Consider the following 26,171-nt stretch of genomic DNA (forward strand, 5'->3'; position numbering starts at 1 on the left):
GCACATGCAGCGACGGGTATCTGGTGGTGATAGGTGGACTTGAACCACCGACCCCAGCATTATGAGTGCTGTGCTCTAACCAGCTGAGCTATATCACCAGGAGGCAAGCCCGAGACTATAAGCATCGGCGCGGCTTCTGTCAATAGCTTTTCGGATTTTCCTCGAATTTACTTATCCACAGCCTCTTGCACCCTCGCCAGCACCTCGGCGGTGGCGTCCGGGCGGTTGCAGTCGATGCTGATGCGCTCCGGCATGGAGCGCAGCCAGGTCAGCTGGCGCTTGGCCAGCTGACGGGTGGCGGCGATGCCTTTTTCGCGCAGGGCGGCGGCATCGATGCTGCCGTCCAGGTATTCCCACATCTGGCGGTAACCGACGCAACGCATCGAGGGCAGGCCCAGGTGCAGGTCGCCGCGTGCGCGCAGGGCGGCCACTTCGCGCTCCAGGGCGCCACCCTGCAACATCAGGTCGAAGCGCACGGCGATGCGCTCGTGCAGCACGGCGCGCTCGCTCGGCTCCAGCGCCAGCGGCAACAGGGTGAAGGGCAATGGTTCGGCGGGTTTTTGCGACAGCAGCGACGACATCGGCTGCCCGGTCAACAAAGTGATCTCCAGAGCGCGCTGGATGCGCTGGCTGTCGTTTGGCTTGAGGCGGGCGGCGGTGACCGGGTCCAGCGTCGCCAGTTTGGCGTGCATGGCCGGCATGCCGACCTGCGCCGCTTCTTCGTCCAGTTGTGCGCGCAGGACCGGGTCGGCTTGCGGCAGTTCGTCCAGGCCATCGCGCAGCACCTTGAAGTACAGCATGGTGCCGCCCACCAGCAGCGGCAGCTTGCCGCGCGCGGCGATGTCCTGGGTCAGGCGCAGTGCATCCTGGCGGAACTGCATGGCCGAATAGGCTTCGGTGGGATCGATGATGTCGATCAGGTGGTGCGGGACTTCGGCCAGCTCGGCCGCAGTGGGCTTGGCGGTGCCGATGTCCATCTCGCGATAGACCAGAGCCGAGTCCACCGAAATGATTTCACTCGGGATACGGCGTGCGATTTCCAGGGCGGCGGCGGTCTTGCCGGAGGCGGTGGGGCCCATGATGGCCACCGCCAGGGGCGGGTGCTTCTCCATCGTCATTGCCCGCGCAGGAAGAGCTTGTCCAGGTCCGAGAGCCCCATCTGGGTCCAGGTCGGGCGGCCATGGTTGCATTGGTCGGAGCGCTCGGTGGCCTCCATCTGGCGTAGCAGCGCATTCATCTCGGGCAGGGTCAGGCTGCGGTTGGCGCGCACGGCGGTGTGGCAGGCCAGGGTGCCCAGCAGTTCGTTGCGGCGCTCCAGCAGCACGCGCGAGCCGCCGTATTCGCGCACATCGCGCAGGACGTCGCGGGCCAGGGTCTGGGCATCGGCGTTCTTGAGCAGGGCCGGGACCGCCCGCACGGCCAGCGTGGTGGGCGACATCACGGCAATGTCGAAGCCCAGCGCCGAGAGGGTTTCCTGGTGTTCTTCCACCGTGCCCACCTCTACCGGATCGGCGTAGAAGGTCACCGGGATCAGCAGGGGCTGCAGGAAGATCTCATTGCCGTCCAGCGCCGTCTTCAGTTGTTCGTAGAGGATGCGTTCGTGGGCGGCATGCATGTCCACCACAACCAGGCCGGCCTGGTTCTGTGCCAGCACGTAGATGCCATGCAACTGCGCCAGCGCGAAGCCGAGCGGGAAGTCGCCTTCCGGCAGCGGCGCCGGGGTGGGCGCGGCGGCGCTGCCGGGATAGCCGGCAGCAGGTCCGCTGGGTGTACTTGATGCGCCTGGTGTACTTCCACCCGCGGCAGAATCGCTGCGGAACATGCTGCCGTAGGCCTCGGTGTTCTGGCGCACGCCAAAGCCGCTGTTGCCGCCGAAGGAGTAGGGGCGTGGCGGTTCCGCGAACTGGGCCGAGAAGGTCTGCTGCTGCTGTTCGCGGATCCAGGGCAGGGGGCCGCCGGTGTTGCCGGTCGCGGCCGGCGCGGGGGGCTGGTTATCGCCTTCACCCGCCTGTTGCGGCAGATTGCCGAAGGAGACCGCCGAGGTCTGCGCCAGCGCGCGCGAGACGGCGTGGAATACGAACTGGTGCACGGCGCGGCTGTCGCGGAAGCGCACTTCGATCTTGGACGGGTGCACGTTCACATCCACCAGTGCGGGGTCCAGCATCAGCGACAGGGCGTAAGCCGGATAACGGTCGCCGTGCAGCACGTCCTGATACGCTGCGCGCACCGCATGGGTGAGCAGCTTGTCACGCACGAAGCGGCCATTGACGTAGAAATACTGGCCATCGGCGCGCGCCTTGGAGGCCGTGGGCAGGCCGACGAAGCCATGCAGGCGCAGCGGGCCGGCGCTCTCGTCGAGCGGCAGGCGGGCGTTGGCGAATTCATCGCCGAGGATATGGGCACTGCGCTTGGCGAATTCGCCGACGTTCCAGTGATCGACGGTCTTGCCGTTGTGCGACAACGAGAAGCTCACGTCCGGCCGCGCCAGCGCGATGCGGCGCACGACCTCGGCGCAGTGGCCATATTCGGTCTGTTCGGACTTGAGGAACTTGCGGCGCGCCGGGGTATTGAAGTACAGGTCCTGGACGTCGATGGTGGTGCCTTGTGCGCCTGAGGCGGGGGCGACCGTGCCGAACTGGGAGCCGGTGATTTCCCAGGCGTGGGGGGCGTCGGCGGTGCGGCTGGTCACCGTCAGTTGCGCTACCGAGGCGATCGAGGCCAGGGCCTCGCCACGAAAGCCCAATGTGGAGACATTCTCCAGGTCGGTCAGCGAGGCGATCTTGGAGGTGGCGTGCCGTGCCAGGGCCAATGGCAATTGCTCGGGCGGGATGCCGCGCCCGTTGTCGGTGATGGCGATGCGCTTGACGCCGCCTTGCTCCAGCCGCACGGTGATCTGGGTGGAGCCGGCGTCGAGTGCGTTTTCCAGCAATTCCTTGACGACTGCCGAGGGGCGTTCGATCACCTCGCCTGCGGCGATCTGCGAGATCAACTGATCGGGCAGGGCCTGGATGGGGCGATGGGGCGTGGCGGCGGAATCGGAAACAGGGGAGGCATGCGGTGCGTTCATCCGGCGATTATACCGCCGACGCAATGGCGGCAATGTGAAGAAGCCGCCCGTGGGCGGCTTCGTTGGCGGTGGAGAAAAACAGGTTTTCCATCCGGCAAAAACCGGCGCCCCATGGCTGACAAAAGGGGCTGCTGGCCTCCGGCGCCCCACTCCAGAGACCCGTCTTACACGCGGAAGGTACTGACCGCCGCTGCCAGGCGTTCGGCCTGTTGCTGCAGCGATTGCGCTGCGGCGGCAGCCTGTTCCACCAAGGCGGCGTTCTGCTGGGTGCTCTCGTCCATCTGCGCGATGGCGCGGTTGATCTGGTCGATGCCCTCGCTCTGTTCGCGGCTGGCGGTGGTGATTTCGCTGATGACGGTGGAGACGCGCTGCACGCTGGAGACCACGTCGTTCATGGTGTTGCCGGCCTGGGCCACCAGCTGGCCGCCGCTGGAGACGGTCTGCACCGAGGCATCGATCAGTTCCTTGATTTCCTTGGCGGCCGAGGCGCTGCGCTGGGCCAGGGTGCGCACCTCGGTGGCCACCACCGCAAAGCCGCGTCCCTGTTCGCCGGCGCGGGCGGCTTCCACCGCGGCGTTCAGGGCCAGGATGTTGGTCTGGAAGGCAATGCCGTCGATCACGCTGATGATGTCCACGATGCGTTGCGAAGAGCTGTTGATGGCGTCCATGGTCTGCACCACCTTGCCCACCACTTCACCACCATGGCTGGCCACGTCCGAGGCCGAGCTCGACAGTTCGTCGGCCTGTACCGCATTGGCAGCGTTCTGCTTGACGGTGGAGGTCAGTTCTTCCATGGCCGAGGCGGTTTCTTCGAGGGCGCCGGCCTGTTGTTCGGTGCGGGATGACAGATGGAGGTTGCCGGCAGCGATCTCGCTGGCGGCGGTATTGATTTCCTCGGTACCGGCGCGCACGCTGGAGACCACTTCCGACAGGCCCGCGCTGATGCCATTGAAGGCGCCCATCAGGCGACCGATCTCGTCGCGGCTGTGCACGTGCAGGCGGGTGGTCAGGTCGCCGCCAGCGATCTGGTCGGCGGCCTTGCACACCGCATCCAGCGGGCGGGTGACCATGCGGTTGATCATCACCGTCAGGATCGCCCCCAGTACCGCCAGGAACAGCAGGCCCAGGCCGATGTAGAGATTGCGCATGGAAGTGACTTCGCTGGTGATTTCGTCAACCGCTGCCTCGCCGGCGATGACCCAGTTCCAGGGGGAGTAGTGGGTGAAGACCACGATCTTCTTGCGACCATCGATGGCGGTGTAGTGCAGCGCGCCTTCCTTTTGCTGCAGCACGGTCCTGATGTAGCTCTCGCCGGCGGCATCCTTGAGTTCCAGCAGGCTGGCGCCTTCTTCCTTGCCCTCGCGCGGTGCGCCGGCGATCATCACGCCCAGGTCCTTGCCTTCACGACCGTTGAGGGCATAGAAATTGCCGGTCTGGCCGATCTTCAGTGCCTTGATCTGCTCCTTCAAGGCCTTGACGTCGGCGGAGATGTCGATCCCCACATACAGGGCGGCGATGATCTGGCCGGCATCGTTCTTGATGGGTACGTACTTGGTGATGTACTGCTTGCCGAACAGCGTGGCCAGGCCACTATAGGGTTTGTCGGATTTCAGGGCAGCATAGCCGGGGTGGGTGCGGTCGAGCAGGGTGCCCACGGCACGCTCGCCGTTTTCCTTCTTCACCGAGGTCGAGACGCGCACGAAGTCTTCGCCGGTCTTGGCGAAGATGGTCGCGGTCACGCCGGTACGGCCGGTAAAGCGGTCCGGGATGGAAAAGTCCAGGTTCAGGTCGTGTCCGTCGTTCTGCAGCACCGGGGTGGCGCGGTCGGCGATCTGTACGGTGCGGCTCTCATCCAGGGTGAGCTTGCCGAATTCATTGTCGAACATCTTGGAGAAACGGTCGACCTGGCTGTTCACCGAGCGGTCGAAGATGCCGACCATGTGGGCTACGCCACGGGCATCGTTGCCCATCTGCTCGATGGAGCGATGCTCCATCATGCGCGAGGCGGAATAGGTGATCAGCATCAATGCGATCACGAAGACGACACCCACCAGGGCGACCGTCATGGCAGTCAGTTTTGCACCTACCGAGCGGTGGAAAAGGGATGCGCGGCGCGCACCAGACATATCGTTAGCCATGGCTGTTCTTGTTTTTGAAAAAACGTCGTGTGGAAATGCAAATACCGAACGGAAAACTGCCCGGGAGGTCGGCCGCGCCGGCAGGCGCGCATTACGCTGTGACCGCTGGTCCCTCCTTGTTCTCCGTCATGCGGAAAGCCTGCAACGCTGCGTTCGCGCGGCACGGCCTGCGTGCCGGTCAGGCAGCACGTGGGCGACATTGCCGAATCGGCAATGGTGCGCGGCTTCGAACACGTTGACATCGCGCAGCGCCAGTGTTGTTGCTGACGCTGCCATTACGGTACTCGCTGGGGGAGGCCGTCAGTATATCGTCAGCATTTGAGCTCGATCAAAATACTTCGGATGTTTGCGCCCACATGCAACTGTGCTGTTGTTTTTCTATCCGGAAAGTGCTTTTTTGGCATGACGAATTTGCCTCACTTGTTCCTGATTGTCTCCATCCTGGCCACTGTAGTGCTAAGTCGCCTGGCCGGCTTCTTGGTTCAGGTTTGCACGAAAATCCCTGACCCAGCGTTCCAGTTCATCGGCCGCCATCGGGCGCGAGAAGTAGTAGCCCTGCGCCACGTCGCAGCCCTGGCTGAGCAGCAGCTGGTACTGGTCGGCATCTTCCACCCCTTCGGCTACGACCGTCAGTTTCAGGCTTTCGCCGATGCGGATGACGGCATTGGTCAAGGCGCTGACGGCGTCATCCTTGGCCATGTCGCGTACGAAACTCTGGTCCAGCTTCAGTTCGGAAACCGGGAGCTTGCGCAGGTAGCCCAGGCTGGAATAGCCGGTGCCGAAGTCGTCCATGGCCAGCGGGATGCCCAGCGCATGCACGGCGGCGATGGTCTGGTTGGTGCTGGGGTTGGTGTCCATCAACACGGTTTCGGTGATTTCCAGCGTCAGGTCGGTGGGTACCAGGCTGTAGCGGCGCAGCAGCCCGGTGACGAACTGCGGCAGGTCCAGGTCGTGGAAGTTGGTCGCGGACAGGTTCACCGAGATGCAAGGCACCTGGATGCCGCGCCGGCGCCAGTCGGCCAGCTGGAAACAGGCTTCTTCCAGCGCCCATTTGCCGAGTTCGCCGATCAGGCCGCATTCCTCGGCAATGGGGATGAAGCGGCCCGGCGAGATCTGTCCCAGCTGTGCGTCGTGCCAGCGCGCCAGGGCTTCCACGCCATGCAGGGTATGCTCGCGCAGCCTGATCTGCGGCTGGTAATGCAATTCGAAAAGGCCACCCCGCAGGGCGTCGCGCAGGGCGCCTTCCAGGGCCAGGCGCTCCTGGGCCATGCTGTTCATTTCTTCGCTGAAGAAACTGAAGCGGCCGCGATTGACGGCTTTGGCCTGGTACATGGCGATATCGGCCCGGTGCAGGAGGGTTTCGATGTCGTTGCCGTTGTCCGGGAAGATCGCCACGCCGATGCTGGCCGAGGGATTGAGCGGGGTGCCGTTGATGTGGCAGGGCATGGCCAGCCGTTCCTGGATGCGCTTGACCACTTCGGTCAGGTGCAGGGTGTCGTACTGGGTCAGGACCACCACGAACTCGTCCCCGGAGAGTCGTCCCACGATATCGGAGCGTCGTGCCTGCGATTGCAGCCGGGTGGCGACCGTGCGCAGCAGCTCGTCGCCGGCCTGGTGACCCAGCGAGTCGTTGACCTGCTTGAAACGATCGAGGTCGATGAACATCACCGCCACCGTGCTGTGGTTGCGCTCGGCGGCGGCGATGGCCTGGCCGGCCTGGACCAGCAGCAGGCTGCGGTTGGGCAGGCCGGTCAGCGAATCATAGAAGGCCAGCTGGTGGATGCGCGCGCGCGAGGCTTCACGTTCGATGGCCAATGCGCACAGGTGCAGGCCGGCATCGACCAGCAGGTGATGAAAGCCGCTGGGCTGGCGGGGCTGGCGGAAGTAGAAGCCGAAGGTGCCGATCACCTTGCCATCGGCCGATTTGATCGGCGTCGACCAGCAGGCACGCAAGCCGTGGGTCAGCGCCAGTTCCTTGTAGTCGGCCCAGTGCGGATCGCTGGCGATGTCTTCCGAGATGATCGCCTGGCCGGTGAAGGCGGCGCTGCCGCAGGAGCCCACCAGCGGGCCGATGGACAGGCCATCGATGGCGCGGCTGTAGGCCTCGGGCAGGCTGGGGCCGGCCAGGGTGTGCAGGCGTCCCTGTTCGTCCACCCGCAGGATGGAGGCGATCACCTCCGGCGCGACGCGTTCGACTTCCTCGCACAGCAGGTTCATCTGCTCGGACAGCGAAGAGTCGCGCGCCATGGCATTGAGGACGCGGTACTGCAGCACCTCATGCACCTTGGTATTGGTGATGTCGGTCATCACGCAGACGGCATTGATGAGACGGCCATCGGCGTCCAGGATCGGGTTGACCACCGCCGAAATCCAGACCGGCTGTTCGTGGAAGTCGTGGATCAGCTCCTCGGTATGGAAGCTGTGGCCCTGCAGCAGCTCGCCGTGGCAGCGTTCGATCGACTTCACGAAGGTCGGATGATGGGCGAACAGTTCGCGTGGCTGCTTGCCGATGACCTGCTGGCTCTGGAAACCGAGCATGCGGGTAAAGCCGGTGTTGTGGAAGACGATGCGGTTCTGGGCATCGGTGATGAGCACCGCATTGTCGGTTTCGTTGATCCCCAGCGAGAGCAGGTGCAGGTGTTCACGATCGCTCTTTTCGCGGGTCACGCGGTAGGTGACGTCGTTGCCGATGCAGATCACGCGCTCGGCCTTGCCGTGCGGGTCCAGCAGGGGCGAATAGGTGGCTTCCCACCAGATCGTGCGGCCGCTGCGGGTGCGCCGCGGGAAGCGGCCGGAGAAGAAGCGGCCATTGCAGACATCGCGCCAGAAGGCGGCATATTCCTCACCATTGGCATACTCGGGGTCGCATAGCAGGGAGTGCGACTTGCCTACCAGGTCCTCGGCCAGGTATTCCATGGTCTTGAGGTAGTTGCGGTTGGCGGCAAGGATGAGGCCGTCCGGCGAGAGCTCGACCACCCCCAGCGAGCGATTGAGCGCGCTCAGCACACTGTTGCTGTGATGCGAGTCGTCGATGTGGGAGCTGATGTCGGCGGCCGCCGAGATGACCTTGCTGAGTTCGCCGCGCTCGTCCAGAATCGGGCTGCACAATGCCTCCAGCCAGACGATGGTGCCGTCGATGCGGCAGCGCTGCAGGGTGCCGGTGATGATCTCGCCCTGGCGCAGGTGCTGCCAGAATTGTTGATAGTCCGCAGACTGGACGTACAGCGGTTCGCACAGCATGCTGTGATGCTGGCCGATCAGCTCTTCGCGACGGTAGCCCAGCATGCCCAGGAAATTGTCATTGGCCTGCAGTATCGTGCCATCGGCAGCGAATTCGAGAATGGCCATCGAACGCCACAACGCACCCAGCAGCGCATCGCGCTCCTGGCCACACAGATTCTGATCATCCTGCGGCACCTCACCTGGCGGATCACGTTGATGATCAAACTCGCCGGTGAACGACTCCTGGCTCTCCATACAGCCCCCCTGTGGCCCGGTAATGACGCCTGCCGCGCGTCTTGCCCCATGCAGTCCGGAGTTACGATTTTTCAGTTTTCCTGTCTGTGCCGACCATGCCTCGCCGTACACCCCGCTCTGTCGAAAACTGAAGCAATCTGTCTTGATCATATGCCAAATCGCCAGCCTTGTGCGGTCGCTCTCGGCTGGCGCCAGAGGAGCGCAACAGCGTCATGAGGTTCTGCGAGGATTGTCCTGTTGCACAAGTACAAGCCCGGCTCTTTTTATCGACATCCGTTCGGGGTTCTTGAGTCCGCCCCGGGTGAGTGTTGTATGATGCCTTCGCAGGTGGGAGGGATCACCCCGCCTTCCGGATATCTCCCGATGTTGCATAGGGGAAATATCCCGCCGCCTGGCGATGGGGCGCCGCGGCATCGATGAATCACCAACGATTGGGTTTTATGGATTATCTGCAGTTGCTGGACGTGCTGGTGCACGTGGACAAATATCTGGGCGTCCTCATCGAGCAGTACGGCACGCTCATCTACGCGGTGTTGTTCCTGATCGTGTTCTGCGAGACCGGGCTGGTGGTGTTGCCGTTCCTGCCGGGAGATTCCCTGTTGTTCATCGCCGGCACCTTCTGTGCCATGGGCGCCATGGATATCTGGCTGCTGATGACCCTGCTGGTGATCGCAGCGGTGGCGGGCAATACCCTCAACTACTGGATAGGCGGCTGGGTCGGTCACCGCGTCTATACCCACAATTACCGCTGGCTCAATCCCGAAGCCCTGCAAAAGACCCATTCCTTCTACGAGAAACACGGCGGCAAGACCATCGTCATCGCCCGCTTCACGCCCATCGTGCGCACCTTCGCACCGTTCATCGCGGGCGTGTCGGGCATGAGCTTTGCGCGCTTCCAGCTCTTCAATGTGCTGGGCGCCTTGCTGTGGGTGGTGGGGCTGGTGGTGCTGGGCTACCTGTTCGGCAATATCCCGGTGGTGCAGCAGAACCTCAATACCCTGGTCCTGATCGGGATCGTGGCGGCCATCATTCCCATCGTGCTGGGCGCCTTGTGGCAGCTGTGGCGCAAGGTACGTGGCAAGCGCAAGGTGCGCAGCGCCTGAGACCGCCGGCGTCAGGGCAGAAAAGAACAAGCGTTGGCAGCCTCGTGAATGCCGTTCAGTGAAGACTGAACGGCATTTTTCATGATGCCGGCCAATCGCCTCAGGCCGCAGCGGCAGCCTGCGCGAACCTGGCGCGTGCCTTGTGCAGCTTGCGATAGCTGTCGAGCAGGCGCTGATGGCGGTCCAGGCCTTCGAGCTTCATGCTGGTGGGCGTCAGGCCGTGGAAGCGCACATCCCCCTTCACCGATCCGATGGCCGCATCCATGCGCTCATTGCCGAACATGCGACGGAAGTTGGTTTCGTAGTCCTCCAGCGCCAGCGCATCGTCCAGTTCCACTTCCAGCACGACGTTCAGGGCCTGGTAGAACAGACCGCGTTCGACCGAGTTGTCGTTGTATTGCAGGAAGGCGCCGACCAGGTCATGGGCCTCTTCGAATTGCTGCAGGGCCAGATGGATCAGCAGCTTCAGTTCGAGCACGGTCAACTGGCCCCACTCGGTGTTTTCATCGAAGTCGATGCCGATCAGGGTGGCGATGTCCGAGTAGTCATCCAGCTCGTTGTTTTCGAGACGGTCGAGCAGGGCGGCCAGCGCATCGTCGTCCAGGCGATGCAGGTTCAGGATGTCGGCGCGGAACAGGAGCGCCTTGTTGGTGTTGTCCCAGATCAGGTCCTCCACCGGATACACCTCGGAATAGCCCGGCACCAGGATGCGACAGGCCGTGGCGCCCAACTGGTCGTATGCGGCGACGTAGGCTTGCTTGCCCATCTCTTCCAGGATGCCGAACAGGGCGGCGGCTTCCTCGGCGTTGGAGTTTTCGCCCTGGCCGGAGAAATCCCATTCCACAAATTCGTAGTCCGACCTGGCACTGAAGAAGCGCCACGAGACGATGCCCGACGAATCGATGAAGTGCTCGACGAAGTTGTTGGGCTCGGTGACGGCATTGCTCTCGAAGGTCGGCTGGGGCAGGTCGTTGAGGCCTTCGAAGCTGCGTCCCTGCAGCAATTCGGTCAGGCTGCGCTCCAGCGCCACCTCGAAGCTGGGGTGAGCACCGAAGGAGGCAAAGACCCCGCCCGTGCGCGGGTTCATCAGGGTCACGCACATCACCGGATAGACGCCGCCCAGCGAGGCATCCTTGACCAGCACAGGGAAGCCTTGTTCTTCCAGGCCCTGGATGCCCGCCAGGATGCCGGGATACTTCGCCAGCACTTCCTGGGGCACGTCGGGCAAGCAGATCTCGCCTTCCAGGATTTCACGCTTGACTGCGCGCTCGAAGATCTCCGACAGGCACTGCACCTGGGCTTCGGGCAAGGTATTGCCGGCACTCATGCCATTGCTGACGAAGAGGTTTTCGACCAGGTTGGAAGGGAAATACACTACCTCGCCATCCGACTGCCGTACAAACGGCAGCGAGCAGATGCCGCGTTCGGCGTTGCCGGAATTGGTATCGACCAGATGCGAAGCGCGCAGCTCGCCGTCGGGGTTGTAGATGTCCAGGCAGTAGGCGTCGAGGATGTCCTTGGGCAGCTTGTTGCCGCGTCCGGGCTTGAACCAGCGTTCGTCGGGATAGTGCACGAACTCGGCATTGGCAATGTCCTCGCCCCAGTAGGAACCTGCATAGAAGTGGTTGTTGCTGATGCGTTCGAGGTATTCGCCCAGAGCCGAGGCCAGCGCGCTTTCCTTGGTGGCGCCCTTGCCGTTGGTGAAGCACATCGGCGAATGCGCGTCGCGGATATGCAGCGACCACACATTGGGAATGATGTTGCGCCAGGAGGCGATCTCGATCTTGATGCCCAGCTCGGCCAGCAGGCCCGACATGTTGGCGATGGTCTGCTCCAGCGGCAAATCCTTGCCCAGGATGCGGGTGCTGGCGCCGGCTTCGGGCTGGAGGGTCAGCAGGGATTGGGCATCGGCGTCCAGGTTCTCGACTTCCTCGATGATGAATTCTGGCCCCTCCTGTACCACTTTCTTGACGGTACAGCGCTCGATCGAGCGCAGGATGCCGCGGCGGTCGGCCTCGCTGATGTCGGCCGGCAGCTCGACCTGGATCTTGAAGGTCTGCTGGTAGCGGTTTTCCGGATCGACGATGTTGTTCTGGGAGAGGCGGATATTCTCGGTGGAAATATTGCGCGTATTGCAGTACAGCTTCACGAAGTACGCCGCGCACAGGGCCGAGGACGCCAGGAAGTAATCGAAGGGACCCGGCGCCGAGCCATCCCCCTTGTAGCGGATGGGCTGGTCGGCGATGACGGTAAAGTCGTCGAACTTGGCTTCAAGACGCAGCTTGTCGAGGAAGTTGACTTTGATTTCCATGGCGGAATTCCGATAAAGAGCCGAAAAGCGGCTGAAACGAGAAACAAGAAACGGGAGAGGGCGCTATTATCCCCCATCCGGTGGTGATCCAAGGCGGACGCCGACGCTGCCTCGAAAGGCAGGTGTGTTGCGGTCAGCGGGGCTGCAGGTACGGTTGACCGCTACCAATGACAAATATGAAATAAAAATGCCGTTCAGTACCTGACTGAACGGCATCAGCGGCGGGCGCCGGGTTCAGGTCAGCTTGTTCTTGGCCAGCGGCGGGTTCTTGGCGAAGTAGTTGCGGATGCCGGTCAGGATGGCGTCGGCCATCTGGTCCTGATAGCGCTCGTCGGTGAGCTTGGCTTCTTCTTCCGGGTTGGAGATGAAGGCGGTCTCGATCAGGATGCTGGGGATGTCCGGAGCCTTGAGCACGGCAAAGCCGGCCTGTTCCACCGCGCCCTTGTGTAACTTGTTGATGCCGCCGATTTCCTTCAAGACCGCATTGCCCACGCGCAGGCTGTCGTTGATCTGGGCGGTGGTCGACAGGTCCAGCAGCACGCTGGCCAGCTGGCGGTCATGGGTCTTGATGTTGACGCCACCGATCAGGTCGGCCGAGTTTTCCTTGTTGGCCAGCCAGCGTGCCGCCGTCGAGCTGGCACCCTTCTCCGACAGGGCGAACACCGACGAACCACGTGCGGTGGGCTGTACGAAGGCATCGGCGTGGATCGACACGAACAGGTCGGCCTGCACCTTGCGCGCCTTGACCACGCGCTGGCCCAGCGGCACGAAGAAGTCGGCGTCGCGGGTCAGCATGACGCGCATATTGGGGTATTGCTCGATCTTGCGCTTCAGGCGCTTGGCGATGGACAGCACCACGTCCTTCTCGCGGTTGCCCCGCGCGCCGGTGGCGCCGGGGTCTTCGCCACCGTGGCCGGGGTCCAGCGCGATGGTGATCATGCGGGTGAGCTGCATGCGCGGCTCTTCCGGGACCACCCGCGGATTGCGATCGCTCTTGTCGTCCGGTTGTGGCTTGATTTCTGCCAGCGGTACCGGGTCCGGCTTGGGCGCCGGTGCCTGCGCCAGCGGCGGGGTGGCCGGGGCTTCCTTGTTCCAGTCGCCCTTCTGGATCAGGGCGGCGATCGGGTCCGGCGGGTTGGACGGATACAGGTCGATCACGAAGCGATACTTGTATTCGCCCACCGGGGCCAGGGTGAACACCTGCGGCTTGATTTCATCCTTCAGGTCGAACACCAGGCGCACCACGCTGGGCCGGTTCTGGCCCACGCGTACCTGCTTGATATAGGGATCGTTGGGCTGGATCTTGGCGACCAGGTCCTTCAGGGTGGAATTGAGGTCGATGCCCTCGATGTCCACTACCAGGCGCTCCGGGTTTTTGACCACGAAGTGGGTGACCTTCAGGTCGCTGTCGTTTTCCAGCGTGACGCGGGTGTAGTCGTCGGACGGCCAGACACGCACGGCCAGGATCTGGGAGGCCAGGGCGGGCAGGGGAGTGACGACGGAGACGAACAGCGCACCGCCGGCTTTGAGGATGGTGCGGCGGCTTTTGGACTTCACAGGTTGGGGGCGAATTTCAGTCGAGCGAGGCATTGATGACCCTTGTCGGACAACGCACGCAATTCTACATCACGACCGTTCCCTGCAAGAGACAGGTTGACGTGGATGTCCGGCGGCGGCAACACCGGATCGCCTTTTTCGGGCCATTCGACGATACAGACGGAGTTTTCGTTGAAATGTTCACGGAAACCGGCATCGAGGAATTCCTCCGGGCTGGCCATGCGGTACAGATCGAAGTGGATGACTGTTACCATGCGCCCTGCGAGTGTCACTTCATAGGGTTCGGCCAGGGTGTAGGTCGGGCTCTTGACCCGCCCCGAATAGCCCGCTGCATGCAGCAAGGCACGCGTCAGCGCGGTCTTGCCGGCGCCCAGGTCGCCGTGCAGGTAGATCGCCAGGCCCGGTGCCAGCACCTGCGCCAGGTCGGCACCCAGGCGCGCGGTGGCGGTTTCGTCGGGCAGGTGGAGGTGGAGTCGCTGCATATACATCCTGGTTTGTTACGTCATCCGAGATGACTTGTTTACTGGTTCAATCGCTTCATGCCTGCTCACGCCACCCCTGTCGATCTTGCCGACTCCGCCAGCCTGGCTGCCCTGGCCGCTGCCATCAAGGACTGGGGCCGTGCACTGGGCTTTGCCGAGGTGCGCATCGCCGATGTCGACCTGTCGCACCGGGAGGCGGGCTTCCAGGCCTGGCTGGACAAGGGTTACCACGGCGAGATGGATTATATGGCAAGCCACGGCCTGAAACGGGCGCGGCCGGCCGAACTGGTGCCGGGGACGGTGCGCGTGGTCAGCGTGCGCATGCCCTATCTGCCGGCCGCTACCGACCCCGGCCAGGCCGACTGGCGCGCCCGGGAAGAGGCCCGCAGCGGCGACCCGTCGGCGGCCCAGGTCTCGATCTATGCACGCGGGCGCGACTACCACAAGGTCTTGCGCGCCCGTCTGCAGCAACTGGCCACCCGCATCGAGGAGCGCATTGGTAGCTTCGGTTACCGCGTCTTCACCGATTCGGCACCGGTCATGGAAGTGGCCCTGGCCGAAAAGGCCGGGCTGGGCTGGCGCGGCAAGCACACCCTGTTGCTGCACCGGGAGGCCGGTTCCATGTTCTTCCTGGGCGAGATGCTGACCGATCTGCCGCTGCCGGTCGATGACCCGGTCACCCCGCACTGCGGCCAGTGCAGCGCCTGCATCACGGCTTGCCCGACCGGGGCCATCGTCGCCCCGTATGAGCTGGATGCGCGGCGCTGCATCTCCTACCTCACCATCGAATTGAAGGGCAGTATCCCGTCCGACCTGCGGCCGCTGATCGGCAACCGCATCTACGGCTGCGACGACTGCCAGCTCTACTGCCCCTGGAACAAGTTCGCCCAGCGCGCCAGCCTGCCCGACTTCGACCCGCGCCATGGCCTGGACAGCGCCAGCCTGGTCGACCTGTTCGGTTGGAGCGAAGAGCAGTTCCTGAAGAACACCGAGGGCAGCGCGATCCGCCGCATCGGCCATGAACGCTGGCTGCGCAACCTGGCCGTGGGCCTGGGCAATGCCGCCGATTCGCCCTCGCACCGGGGCGATGCGGCCATCGTGGCGGCCTTGCGGACGCGCTTGTCTCATCCTTCGGCGTTAGTGGTTGAGCATGTGGCGTGGGCGCTGGCCCGGCATGGAGCGGCCTGAACGTCACCGGATTTCCACGCCGAGGGAATCCGGTCGATTCCCGATTTTGCCCGCCACTGCCCGTCTGCAAGGCTGTTGCGTTCAGGCCCATCCATGCATGACGGGCCTTCGTGGCGGGCTGGAAGGGCTTTCTGCTGCCTGTCTTTCCTTCAGTCAATCCCCCGGCAGCGAGGCGTCACGCTAATTAGTCATTGACGAGCTTGTCCTGATGAGGTCCAATTTAATTATTGAATTGACAATACCTATCTTTATCGGAAATCAAGCATTCTGCGTGACTGATCAGTCCATCCATGCGCCTCTGCCCCCTCATCATCCCGACCCACACCATGATGCCGATGACAGCGCCCGCAAACAGGCTTGCCCCCTTTCTCCGCACGGCCGATGCCGTGCAGCCGGGTCTGCTCCGGGTGAGGCGGTGTTTGCTGGCCGTATTGTCGTGGCTGATGGTGGCAGGCGCCTTGCCGTCTTACGCCCAGGGCGATCCCGATGACGCAGGTCGTGCGGCCGATACTGCCCGGGTGGTGGCCGGCATCATCAGCTACGTGCGCTGGCCGCAGCCACAGCCGCAGCTGCAACTATGCCTGGTCGGTCTCACGCGGTATGCCCAGGAGCTCACCGAGGAGCGTCTGTCCACGCCCGGTCAGCGCATCACGCCGCGCCTGGTGACCGACCTCACCGCCGCCGCACTGGAGGGCTGCCGGCTGGTCTACATCGGCAAGTTGTCCGAAGCCGACTATCGCAAGCTGCTGCCGCAGGTCGTGGATCATCCGGTACTGAGCTTTACCGAGGCGGACGTGTCGTGCGACACCGGTTCCATGTTCTGCCTCAAGTCACGGGACAAGCAGATCGCCTTCGATGCAAACCTGGATGCCATCGCGCGTAGCGGGCTGCGTGTTCATCCCAGCGTTCTCCAACTCGCCCGCCGCAAACCGTCGCCATGAATTCCGAGCCCATTCCGATGGCACGTCCTGCCCTGGACAGCGTCCTGAGCAAGGCCCACCTGATCGTGGCCCTGGTGACGGCACTCATGGTCGGGCTCACCATTACGGTGGCCGGCTTGTTCGCGCTGCGCTTCTATTCCGAGCAGAACCTGCGCCTCATCGCCCGTTCCATGAGCTACACGGTGGAGGCGGCCGTGGTGTTCGGGGATGCCGCGGCGGCCGGGGAGGCCATCGCCCTGATCGGCCGCAACGAGGACATCGACGAAGTCCTGCTCACCGGTCGCAACGACCAGCCGCTGGCGCACTGGACGCGTCATGCGGGCGGCACGGTGCCACTGCTGGAGCAGATGCTGGCGGGCTGGATCCTGCCGCCGGCACTGGATTACCCCATCATCCGGGAGCAGGCCAGGATAGGCCAGATCCACCTGGTGCCGCGCGGAAGCGGTCCCTTGCGGTTCATCAGCACCGGCCTGCTGTGCGTGCTGTTGAGCCTGGTCATCAGTACCGTGATCGCGCTGCGCCTGGCGCGCCGCATGCAGCACCGCATCAGCGGACCGTTGCACGAGCTGGCGCGCATCGCCCACGGCGTGCGGCGTGAACGCAGTTTCGCCCTGCGCGCCGGGCCGGCGGCGATCGCCGAGATCCACGATCTCAATGAAGACTTCAATGCCCTGCTCGATGAACTGGAAGCCTGGCAGATCCACGTCCAGCAGGAGCATGCCAGCCTGTCCTACCAGGCCAGTCACGACAGTCTCACGGGCCTGTGCAATCGCGCCTTCCTGGAGGAGCAGCTGGAGCGCGCAGTGCAGCTGGCGCGGCTGACCGGCAACCTGGCGGCGGTGTATTTCATCGATAGCGACCGCTTCAAGCAGATCAACGATACCTACGGCCATGCCGCCGGCGACCATGTGCTGGTGACCATCGCCACCCGCATCAAGAGCCAGTTGCGCGAAGACGACCTGGTCGCGCGCCTGGGCGGCGATGAATTCGCCGTGCTGTTGCGACAATTGCGGCAGCGCGACGATGCGCTGCAGATCGCCGCCAAGATCCTGGCCGAGATGCGCTTGCCCATCGTCCTGCCGGGCGGCGAGGTGATCGCCACGTCGTTGAGCATCGGCATCGCCATCTTCCCGGAGCACGGCAGCACCGCGCAAACGGTGTTGGCAGTGGCCGACGAGGCGATGTACCGGGCCAAGAACACACAGCGTGGCACGTATCAGCTCGCGCTCCAAGATCAGATGAACAAGGAAAACCAATCATGACGCTCGCTACCTCTTCTCTCTTCTCACGCCTGCTGGCGGCCATGCTGCTGGGGAGCACCCTGCTCCTGAGCGGATGCCAGACGCCGCCTCCCGCCGCGCCCCAGGCCGGCCTCACGCAGTCCCAGGTCGCCCTGTTGCAGCAGCAGGGTTTCCATCTCACCGACGAGGGCTGGGAGCTCAGTTTTGCCGACAAGCTGCTCTTTGCGGTCGATGATTACGCCTTGACCGAACAGAGCCGCACGGCGGTGGGGAAGATCGGGCGCGCGCTGCTTTCGGTGGACATTACCGAGTTACGGGTGGACGGTCATACCGACAATACCGGCGCCGATGCCTACAACAATCGCCTGTCCCAGCAGCGGGCCGACGCCGTCGCCGATGCGCTGGCCAGCATCGGGATCGCCCGGGATCACATTGCCACCCGTGGCCTGGGCAAGAGCAAGCCGATCGCCGACAACCGCACCGCGGCCGGCCGGGCGGAAAATCGCCGGGTCGTGATCGTGGTCCCGGCGCAGTAGTCCACCTGCACGGCGCGCTGCTTCCCGCTGCTGTATTCACGCGGGGCTATCGAGAAAGTGACCGCGCACCGCATCATCGTGCGGCCGCTGCGATAAGCCGCAGGGCTGGCCTGGTGCGGCAGGATCAATGCACCAGCGCCAGCCAGAACGGAATGGTCAGCGCCGAGAGCAGCGTGCCGAAGGAAATCAGGAAAGCCGTGAAGGGACCATTGCCGCCCATGCGCGCGGCCAGGATGTAGGCGCTGGAGGCGGTGGGCAGGCTGCAGAACAGCACCACGATGCGCAACTGCAGCGGGGGCAGTTGCAGATGGCGACCGATCAGGTAGGCCACCAGCGGCACGGCGAAGAGCTTGATCAGGATGAACCAACCCACCACCAGCTTGCTTTCCTTGAGCCCCGACAGGCGCAGGCCGGCACCCACCATCAGCAGGCCCAGCGCGATGGAGGCCGCGCCCAGGCGCGAGAGCACCACCGATGCCGCCTCCGGCAGGTGCAGCCCCAGTGCTGAAAACGTCAGTCCGCCGGCAGTGGCCACCAGCAGTGGATTCTTGGCCAGTTCGCGCAAGAGGTTGCTGTTCTTCGGGGCCAGCGCATGGACCGCCGCGATATTGCATAGCGGGACGCCAAAGCCCAACAGGATCGCCATCAGGCCGGCCCCTTCCTCGCCGGCCATGCGGGTGGCCAGCGCCAGTGCGATGTAGGAGTTGAAGCGATAGGCGCACTGCATGCCCGATTCGTAGGTCATCGGCGTGGCCCGCAGCAGGGGTTTGCCCAGCCAGGTCAGTACGATGCCGGCCAATAGCGACAGCACCCCGGTCTGCACCAGGCCACCGGTGACCCCCAGGTCGACCTTCAGGCGCGCGGTGGAATAGAACAGCAGCGCCGGGAAGAGCAGGAAGTACACCAGCTTTTCCATGCCGGCCCAGAATTCGTCACCCCAGTTGGAGATGCGATAGACCAGTACCCCCAGCACGATCAGGCTGAAGTCCGGCAGCAGGAGATTGAGGATTTCCACCTTACTTGAGCAGCCGCGCCAGTTCGACGGCGGTCTTGACATTCATCTTGTCGAAGATGTGGGCGCGGTGGACCTCGACGGTGCGCATGCTGATGCCCAGTTCATCGGCGATGACCTTGTTCATCTTGCCGGCCAGGATCAGCTCCAGCACCTCGCGTTCGCGTGCAGAAAGCGCCGCCAGGCGGCCCTGGACGGCATCCTCGGCGCCGCCGGCACGCGAGCTGGCCAACGCTTCCAGCACGCGGTCCATCAACTGGTTGTCGTTGAAGGGCTTCTCGAAGAAATCGAAGGCACCGTTCTTGAGCATGTCCACCGCCATGGGGACGTCGCCATGGCCGGTGAGGAAGATCACCGGGCGCCGGTGCAGCAGGCCCTTGGTCTTGAGTTCATTGAACAGCGCCACACCGCTGGTGCCGGGCATGCGCACGTCCAGCAGCAGGCATTCCCCTTCGGCATCGATACCGCCGGCCGCTCCCAGGGCGGTCAGGACCGCAGCACCACCTTCATAGGCGGTGGCGGCGATGTTGCGGGAACGCGCCAGCCAGGTCAGCGAATCGCGGATGATTTCTTCGTCGTCGACTATGTGCAGCATTGGTGTGCGGGGGGGGCCAGATCAGTGGGGCCGTGGGGCGGCGGTCTCTTTATTGTGGCTGGCCGCTCTGGGCGGGCAGCGAAAACCGGAAGATTGTACCGCCTGCCGGGTTATCGGTGTAAGTCAGCGTGCCGCCGTGGAATTCGATGGTGGTGCGACAGATGTTCAGGCCCATGCCCATGCCCTCGGCCTTGGTCGAGAAGAAGGGCGAGAACAGGCGCGCAGCCACGTCTTCGGCAATGCCGTGGCCCTGGTCGATTACCGAGACGGTGACCGATTCCACACCATCGTCGTTGCGGGTGAGCTCGGCCGTCACGCGCAGGATACGGCGTGCTGAGGGCACGGCAGCCATGGACTGGATGCCATTGCGGGTCAGGTTCAGGATCACCTGTTCCAGCAGTACCTGGTCCCCCAGGATAGGCGGCAGGGAACGGGGCACCTGCAACTGCAACACCACGAAGAACTGCTGGGCCTGCAGTTCGATCAGCGGTGTCACGTTGTCGATCAGCTGCCTCACCTGCAGGCGCTGCCGCGCCGGTTCGCGCTTCTTGACGAACTGGTGCACGCTGCGGATCACGTGGCCGGCGCGCTGCGCCTGGGCGTGGATCTTTTCCAGCGCCGGCTGCAGCGCCTTGGGGTCGGCCTGGCCCTGCTGCATCATGTTCAGCGCCCCGGTGGTGAAGCTGGAAATGGCCGCCAGCGGCTGGTTCAGTTCATGCGCCAGGGTGGAGGCAATCTCGCCCATGCTGGCCAGGCGGGCGCTGGCCTGCAGTTTCTCTTCCTGGGTGCGGTTCAGGTCTTCGGCGCGCTTGCGTTCGGAGATGTCGAGGATGGAGCCCATCCAGCCGGTCTGCTTGCCGTCCTGGTCGACCAGCGGAGACTCGAAGATCAGCACCGGGAAGCGCTCCCCGTCGCGGCGCTGGAAAATGGTCTCGAACTGCGGTGTGGCGCGTCCGGCCAGGACGTTGGAAAAACGCTCCTGGTATTCGTCCATGGCTTCCGGCGCCCAGTAGGGCATGGGCGGGATCTTGCCCACCAGTTCTTCGGCGGCGAAGCCGACCATCTTGCAGAAGGCCGGATTGACATAGGTGATGCGTCCCTCCAGGTCGCGTGCGCGCATGCCGGTGACCAGCGAGTTTTCCATCGCGGCGCGAAACACCGCCTCGTTCAGCAGGGCCTTCTCGGCCTTGGTACGACGGGTGATATCCCGCCACAGCGCCCACAGGCTCCACAGCAGGCCCAGCGAGAGCACGATCACGGACCCCACCAGCAGGTTGGGCAAGAGCTTGGGCGCGCTCTTGGTGCTGTTGGTGTGCAGCACCAGGGTCAGGCCCGGCAGTTCCAGTTCGCGGCGGTGGGTGTAGACATTCAGGCCGGGGCCGCCCGAGGTGCGGCGTGCCACCACGTTGTCGTCGGTGTCGGTGAGCGAAATCTCGTTGTCCTGGGCGAACCACCACGGCACCATTTCATTGAGGATGCGCGCCACCGCGTAGCTGGCCACCAGGCTGCCGACGTAATGATTGTCGCGGAACAGGGGCACGTGATAGTCCATCAGCATCGGTTCGGCGATCCCCGGTGGCACGGCAGGCGGGCTGTAGAGCGGGCGGTGCATCTGGCGCGCGCGGTCACCGGTCATCAGCGAGGACTGCGAGAGATCGTTGCGACTGATGGGGAAGTCGTCGGTGGAGGCCACCGGCCGCCCTTCGGCATTGAACCAGGTGACGCGATAGAACTCGCGGTTGTTGCGCAGCAGCGCATTGAGGCGGCTGCGGAAGTGGTCCTGGTTCAGGCGGCCGGTGATGATCTCGCGTCCGATGATGCGCATGCTTTCGTCGTCGCGGCTCAGCTGGAAACGGATCGCCTGTTCCACCCACAGCGAATCGGCGATCAACTGCTCCAGCCGTTCGCTGGCCTCCATCTGCTGGGCCTGGCGCGGCAACCAGATCAGGGTGGCCAGGAACAGGCACAGCAGCAGGAAAGGAATCAGCCAGCGCATGGTGGTCTTGCGCCCCGAGGCCTGCAATTGCGAGGCGGCGTTGGGCTGGGGCGAGATCGGCGGAGGCGGGATGGTTTTCATGTCGCCGCCAGTGTAGCTGCCGCCCGGGGCGAGCGCCAGCATCCCGGGCGGCGGGAAAATGCAGGGAAGTGTGGTTCGGGGAGCATTGTGGTTATCCACACTTGCCCCATTTTGGTGACACCGAGCAAAATGCGCGGGCATAATCTGGCCCGCGCCAAGCAGAGCCACTACAAAAACAAGTACACCACCAAAACGATTCATACCTCACTGGGGAGACACGCATGAAACTGAAGTCCATCCTGCTGGCCATGTCGGCCGCTGCCATCGTCAACGCCGGCCTGACTGCGAGCGCCTTCGCACAGCAGCCCATCATCATCAAGTTCAGCCACGTGGTGGCCAACGACACACCCAAGGGCAAGGCCGCCGAGCGCTTCAAGGAGCTGGCCGAGAAGGCCACCAAGGGCCGCGTCAAGGTCGAGGTCTATCCCAACAGCACCCTGTACAAGGACAAGGAAGAACTGGAAGCCCTGCAACTGGGCGCCGTGCAGATGCTGGCCCCGTCGCTGGCCAAGTTCGGCCCGCTGGGCGTGAAGGAGTTCGAGGTGTTCGACCTGCCTTACATCTTCCCCAGCAAGGACGTGCTCTACCGCGTGACCGAAGGCCCCATCGGCAAGGATCTCTTCAAGAAGCTGGAGCCCAAGGGCATTACCGGCCTGGCCTACTGGGATAACGGTTTCAAGGTGATGTCGGCCAACAAGCCGCTGCATCATCCGGCCGACTTCCGCGGCCTGAAGATGCGCATCCAGTCCTCCAAGGTGCTGGACGCGCAGATGCGCGCACTGGGCGCCAACCCGCAGGTGCTGGCCTTCTCCGAGGTCTACCAGGCGCTGCAGACCGGCGTGGTGGATGGCACCGAGAACCCGCCTTCGAACCTCTATACCCAGAAGATGCACGAAGTGCAGAAGCACGTGACCGTGTCCAACCACGGCTATCTGGGCTATGCCGTGATCGTCAACAAGAAGTTCTGGGATGGCCTGCCGGCCGACGTTCGTACCCAGCTTGAAGGCGCCATGAAGGACGCGACCAAGTACGCCAATGCCATCGCCCAGCAGGAAAACGATGCCGCCCTGGCAGCCGTGGAAAAGACCGGCAAGACCACCGTCTACCGTCTCACCGATGCCGAGAAGGCCGAATGGCGCAAGGCCTTGCTGCCGGTGCAGCAGCAGATGGCCAGCCGTATCGGCAAGGAGCTGATCGACGCCGTCAACAAGGAATCGGCAGCGCTGGGCCAGAAGTAATCGGGCTCGGTACCTGTGCGCGGCGCGCCCGTCCGGCGTGCGCCGCGCCACCCTCTAAAACAATCAGAACAAGCTAAGCCAGCGGCCGCTACCAGCATGGGAGCGGCCTGCCGGCGCAAGGAGATTCCATGAAGTTACTCGACCATCTGGAAGAGTGGCTGATCGCGTTCCTCATGGCCGCGGCCACCTTCATCATCTTCGTGGCCGTGGTGCATCGTTACGCCTCCGGCCTCGACATTCCCTGGTTACAGGACCAGCTCATCCAGATCAACATGAGCTGGGCGCAGGAGCTGTGCATCTTCATGTTCGTGTGGATGGCCAAGTTCGGCGCCGCCTATGGCGTGCGTACCGGCATCCACGTCGGCGTCGATGTGCTCATCAATCGCCTCAACACCCCGTGGCGCAACAAGTTCGTGCTCTTCGGCCTGTTCGCTGGCGCCCTCTTCACCGGCATCGTCGGCACCTTCGGCGCCGAGTTCGTCTATGACATCGCCCAGCACGACAGTACCTCCGAAGTGCTGGAAGTGCCGATGTGGATCGTCTACCTGGCCGTGCCGCTGGGTTCCTATCTGATGTGCTTCCGTTTCCTCCAGGTCGCGTGGAATTTCCACCGGACCGGCGAATTGCCCAAGCATGACCATTCCCACGTGGAAGGTCTGGACGAAGAAACCAGCGGAGGTAAAGCATGAATGCATTGATCATTTTCGTCCTGCTGTTCGGGCTGATGCTGACCGGGATGCCGATCTCGATCTCGCTGGGCCTGACGGTACTGACCTTCCTCTTCACCATGACCGACGTGCCGATCCAGTCGGTGGCGCTGAAGTTGTTCACCGGCATCGAGAAGTTCGAGATCATGGCGATCCCCTTCTTCATCCTGGCCGGCAACTTCCTCACCCATGGCGGCGTGGCGCGGCGCATGATCAACTTCGCCACCTCCATGGTGGGGCACTGGCATGGTGGCCTGGCGCTGGCCGGCGTGCTGGCCTGCGCGCTGTTCGCGGCGGTCTCCGGTTCCTCGCCGGCCACCGTGGTGGCGATCGGCTCCATCATCCTGCCGGCGATGGTCAAGCAGGGCTTCCCCAACCGCTTCGGCGCGGGCGTGATCACCACTTCAGGTGCGCTGGGCATCCTGATCCCGCCTTCCATCGTGATGGTGATGTATTCGGTCTCGACCAATACGTCGGTGGGCAAGCTGTTCATGGCCGGTGTGGTGCCGGGTCTGCTGCTGGCCTTCCTGCTGGGGGTGACCACCTGGTACCTGGCGCGCAAGAACAATTACCCGCGCCTGAGGAAGGCCACCTGGGCCGAGCGGTTCGCGGCCTTCCGCAAGAGTGGCTGGGGCCTGTTCCTGATCGTCATCGTCATGGGCGGCATCTACAGCGGCGTGTTCACGCCCACGGAAGCGGCTGCCATGGCCGCGGTGTATGCCTTCTTCATCTCGGTGTTCGTCTACAAGGACCTGCGCCTGAGCCAGGTGCCCAAGGTCTTGCTGGACTCGGCCTCGATGTCGGCCATGCTGCTCTACATCATCACCAACGCGGTGCTGTTTTCGTTCCTCGTGACCAGCGAAAACATCCCGCAGGCGATGGCGGCATGGATCACCGACTCCGGCCTGGGTCCGATCACCTTCCTGCTGGTGGTCAATGTCCTGCTGCTGCTGGCCGGTAACGTGATGGAGCCGTCTTCGATCGTGCTGATCCTGGCGCCTATCCTGTTCCCCGTGGCCATGAAGCTGGGCATCGATCCGGTGCACTTCGGCATTCTCATCGTGGTCAACATGGAAGTGGGCATGTGCCATCCGCCGGTCGGTCTGAACCTGTACGTGGCCTCGGGCATCACCAAGATGGGCATTACCGAGCTGACCATCGCGGTAATGCCGTGGCTGCTGACCATGCTCGGCTTCCTGATGCTGGTGACCTACTGGCCGGCACTGTCGCTGTGGCTGCCTAACCTGATCTACAACTGACGTCACTGATAATCGGCACCACGCACTACGATGGTGCCGATTTTGTCGGATGTCTGTTAAGTTGCTCGAAAGTATGTTGGTTTTGCCCTGAAAAAGTGCTTTGAAACCGCGCAGAGTGCTGCTAAAGTGCGGGCTTTGCTGAATCGGCACCGTGCATTTGCCGTCCTGGCAATCGAGTTTTGCAGTGATGTTTTTCTAGTGAGTTGTTGATGTACGCGCCTCACCGGCGACCCTACCGACACATCGGCGCGGGCGCAGGCGGGCAGCACCGAATACAAAGCGGGTGGTGCATAACAAACGGTATCGATACCGGGAAACTGAGGAGACGTGCATTCGATTGAAGCCGTTCAAACGGCCGGGAATGCATCAGGAGTATTTTGAAGGCGCATCCGAGGATGCGCCTTTTTTCTTTGTGCCAACCGTAAGCAGATAGTTCATACGGTTTGTACGGTTTATACGGTTTATACGGTTTATATTTTTTCCACATCCCTTCCAGGAGCTCTCTTCAGGGGCTCTCTCAGCCCGGCAGCACCCGTTCCCCGTATGGCGTGGATATCACGGCCTCGATGGCGGTCTGCCTTCCTTCCTGCAGCACGATGCGTGCATCCTCCATCCCCACGGCCGCCAGGGCAGCGCCCAGTTCGGTCGGCGCCGGATGGCTCAGCACCAGTCGTTGCAGGCGGCAGCCGAGGTCGGGCAGGGCGCTGGCCGGATGCGGCTGGCTGTGCCACTGGATCAGGGAAGGCATCTGCCCTGCGCAGGGCAGGCGGCCGTCGGCGGCGATGGTGATCAGCCAGGCCAGGGTGCCGCGGCTCATGGGCGTGATCTCGCCGACGGCAATGGGACTGGCGGCCACCGCCGCTTCGATGTCGTCGGTGCGGGCCACCCAGTGGGCCAGGCGCGGCGGCGCATCCGCGACAAGCTCGTCCATGCCGAACCAGCGCGGGCGAGCAGGAGTGCTGCCGGCGGGATCGATGGCGATCACCTCCAGGTAGAAGCCCGCACCCAACGACAGCAGGGCATTGTGCGTGCCCAGTCGCTCATGTTGTCCGCCGATGCGCGGCGCCATCGAGACGCCCAGTTGCTGCTGTAGCCAGGCCATGCCGGCTTCAAGGCTGGGGGCGGTGACCACCAGGTGGTCCGGTTCGGTGTGGGGCGACGCCTGTGTCATGCGGTCTCCTGAAGTGTTGTCCTCTGTTTTGCCCGATGGTATCAAGCCGGGGCCTGAATTGCTTAAAATAG

The 26,171-nt window shown here is 63.5% G+C and carries 19 protein-coding genes and 1 tRNA gene; 8 read left to right on the forward strand and 12 right to left on the reverse strand.

Annotated features, from left to right (window positions below):
• Positions 1-21: 21 nt before the first annotated feature.
• From HFRIS_RS08600 to HFRIS_RS08620, 5 genes are all read right to left on the reverse strand, one after another.
• Positions 22-98 (reverse strand) — tRNA-Met (locus HFRIS_RS08600).
• 69 nt (positions 99-167) lie between these two features.
• Positions 168-1,112, reverse strand: coding sequence for a tRNA (adenosine(37)-N6)-dimethylallyltransferase MiaA (gene miaA / locus HFRIS_RS08605; protein ID WP_006462910.1), 945 nt, complete (start codon positions 1,110-1,112; stop codon positions 168-170).
• A 2-nt stretch (positions 1,113-1,114) separates the two neighbouring features.
• Entirely contained in the window at positions 1,115-3,067 is a 1,953-nt protein-coding gene (gene mutL / locus HFRIS_RS08610; RefSeq protein ID WP_006462911.1) for a DNA mismatch repair endonuclease MutL, read from the reverse strand.
• 164 nt (positions 3,068-3,231) lie between these two features.
• Positions 3,232-5,205, reverse strand: a complete 1,974-nt coding sequence (locus HFRIS_RS08615) for a methyl-accepting chemotaxis protein (RefSeq protein ID WP_039875023.1) — start codon at positions 5,203-5,205, stop codon at positions 3,232-3,234.
• A 456-nt stretch (positions 5,206-5,661) separates the two neighbouring features.
• On the reverse strand, positions 5,662-8,682 hold the full coding sequence (locus HFRIS_RS08620) for a sensor domain-containing protein (protein ID WP_006462913.1): 3,021 nt from the start codon (positions 8,680-8,682) through the stop codon (positions 5,662-5,664).
• Positions 8,683-9,122: 440 nt separating this feature from the next.
• Here HFRIS_RS08620 and HFRIS_RS08625 point away from each other — a divergent pair, with 440 nt between their 5' ends.
• Positions 9,123-9,785 carry a VTT domain-containing protein gene (locus HFRIS_RS08625; RefSeq protein ID WP_006462914.1) on the forward strand — a complete coding sequence of 221 codons (663 nt, stop codon included), beginning with the start codon at positions 9,123-9,125 and terminating at the stop codon, positions 9,783-9,785.
• 100 nt (positions 9,786-9,885) lie between these two features.
• On the opposite strand, the gene HFRIS_RS08630 is transcribed toward HFRIS_RS08625, so the two are convergent.
• From HFRIS_RS08630 to tsaE, 3 genes are all read right to left on the reverse strand, one after another.
• Positions 9,886-12,096: an OsmC domain/YcaO domain-containing protein gene (locus HFRIS_RS08630; protein ID WP_006462915.1), complete on the reverse strand. Its 2,211-nt coding sequence runs from the start codon at positions 12,094-12,096 to the stop codon at positions 9,886-9,888.
• Between the two features lie 234 nt (positions 12,097-12,330).
• Positions 12,331-13,686: an N-acetylmuramoyl-L-alanine amidase gene (locus HFRIS_RS08635; RefSeq protein WP_039875026.1), complete on the reverse strand. Its 1,356-nt coding sequence runs from the start codon at positions 13,684-13,686 to the stop codon at positions 12,331-12,333.
• Positions 13,650-14,135: a tRNA (adenosine(37)-N6)-threonylcarbamoyltransferase complex ATPase subunit type 1 TsaE gene (gene tsaE / locus HFRIS_RS08640; protein ID WP_006462917.1), complete on the reverse strand. Its 486-nt coding sequence runs from the start codon at positions 14,133-14,135 to the stop codon at positions 13,650-13,652. The genes HFRIS_RS08635 and tsaE overlap by 37 nt, the downstream gene beginning before the upstream one ends.
• A gap of 57 nt (positions 14,136-14,192) precedes the next feature.
• Here tsaE and queG point away from each other — a divergent pair, with 57 nt between their 5' ends.
• From queG to yfiB, 4 genes are all read left to right on the forward strand, one after another.
• Complete coding sequence (gene queG, locus HFRIS_RS08645) at positions 14,193-15,323, forward strand: tRNA epoxyqueuosine(34) reductase QueG (RefSeq protein ID WP_006462918.1); 1,131 nt, start codon at positions 14,193-14,195, stop codon at positions 15,321-15,323.
• A 419-nt stretch (positions 15,324-15,742) separates the two neighbouring features.
• A complete protein-coding gene (gene yfiR, locus HFRIS_RS08650) occupies positions 15,743-16,264 on the forward strand; it encodes a regulatory sequestration protein YfiR (RefSeq protein ID WP_006462919.1) in 522 nt (173 codons plus the stop codon).
• The gene (dgcN, locus tag HFRIS_RS08655) at positions 16,261-17,526 is read left to right on the forward strand and encodes a diguanylate cyclase DgcN/YfiN (RefSeq protein ID WP_039875029.1); all 1,266 of its coding nucleotides are present in this window, start codon (positions 16,261-16,263) and stop codon (positions 17,524-17,526) included. Before yfiR ends, dgcN begins: the two co-directional genes overlap by 4 nt.
• The gene (yfiB, locus tag HFRIS_RS08660) at positions 17,523-18,041 is read left to right on the forward strand and encodes an outer membrane lipoprotein YfiB (protein WP_006462921.1); all 519 of its coding nucleotides are present in this window, start codon (positions 17,523-17,525) and stop codon (positions 18,039-18,041) included. Before dgcN ends, yfiB begins: the two co-directional genes overlap by 4 nt.
• A gap of 124 nt (positions 18,042-18,165) precedes the next feature.
• Here yfiB and HFRIS_RS08665 read toward each other — a convergent pair whose 3' ends face one another.
• Genes HFRIS_RS08665 through HFRIS_RS08675 form a run of 3 tightly spaced genes read right to left on the reverse strand, consistent with a single transcriptional unit; the run spans position 18,166 to position 21,725 of the window.
• Positions 18,166-19,056 carry an AEC family transporter gene (locus tag HFRIS_RS08665; protein ID WP_006462922.1) on the reverse strand — a complete coding sequence of 297 codons (891 nt, stop codon included), beginning with the start codon at positions 19,054-19,056 and terminating at the stop codon, positions 18,166-18,168.
• 1 nt (position 19,057) lies between these two features.
• Positions 19,058-19,648 (reverse strand): response regulator transcription factor, encoded by a 591-nt coding sequence (locus HFRIS_RS08670; protein WP_006462923.1) that lies wholly within the window; start codon positions 19,646-19,648, stop codon positions 19,058-19,060.
• A gap of 49 nt (positions 19,649-19,697) precedes the next feature.
• Positions 19,698-21,725, reverse strand: coding sequence for a two-component system sensor histidine kinase NtrB (locus tag HFRIS_RS08675; RefSeq protein ID WP_039875071.1), 2,028 nt, complete (start codon positions 21,723-21,725; stop codon positions 19,698-19,700).
• Positions 21,726-21,946: 221 nt separating this feature from the next.
• Here HFRIS_RS08675 and HFRIS_RS08680 point away from each other — a divergent pair, with 221 nt between their 5' ends.
• The 3 genes from HFRIS_RS08680 (at position 21,947) to HFRIS_RS08690 (ending at position 24,929) form a co-directional block, all read left to right on the forward strand.
• A complete protein-coding gene (locus tag HFRIS_RS08680) occupies positions 21,947-22,963 on the forward strand; it encodes a TRAP transporter substrate-binding protein (protein ID WP_006462925.1) in 1,017 nt (338 codons plus the stop codon).
• Positions 22,964-23,091: 128 nt separating this feature from the next.
• Positions 23,092-23,652, forward strand: a complete 561-nt coding sequence (locus HFRIS_RS08685) for a TRAP transporter small permease (RefSeq protein ID WP_006462926.1) — start codon at positions 23,092-23,094, stop codon at positions 23,650-23,652.
• The gene (locus HFRIS_RS08690; protein WP_006462927.1) at positions 23,649-24,929 is read left to right on the forward strand and encodes a TRAP transporter large permease; all 1,281 of its coding nucleotides are present in this window, start codon (positions 23,649-23,651) and stop codon (positions 24,927-24,929) included. The genes HFRIS_RS08685 and HFRIS_RS08690 overlap by 4 nt, the downstream gene beginning before the upstream one ends.
• Positions 24,930-25,446: 517 nt before the next feature.
• Here HFRIS_RS08690 and HFRIS_RS08695 read toward each other — a convergent pair.
• On the reverse strand, positions 25,447-26,100 hold the full coding sequence (locus HFRIS_RS08695; protein WP_006462928.1) for a VOC family protein: 654 nt from the start codon (positions 26,098-26,100) through the stop codon (positions 25,447-25,449).
• Between the last annotated feature and the right edge of the window lie 71 nt (positions 26,101-26,171).

Source organism: Herbaspirillum frisingense GSF30, assembly GCF_000300975.2.
In the GTDB taxonomy this organism is placed as follows: domain Bacteria; phylum Pseudomonadota; class Gammaproteobacteria; order Burkholderiales; family Burkholderiaceae_D; genus Herbaspirillum; species Herbaspirillum frisingense.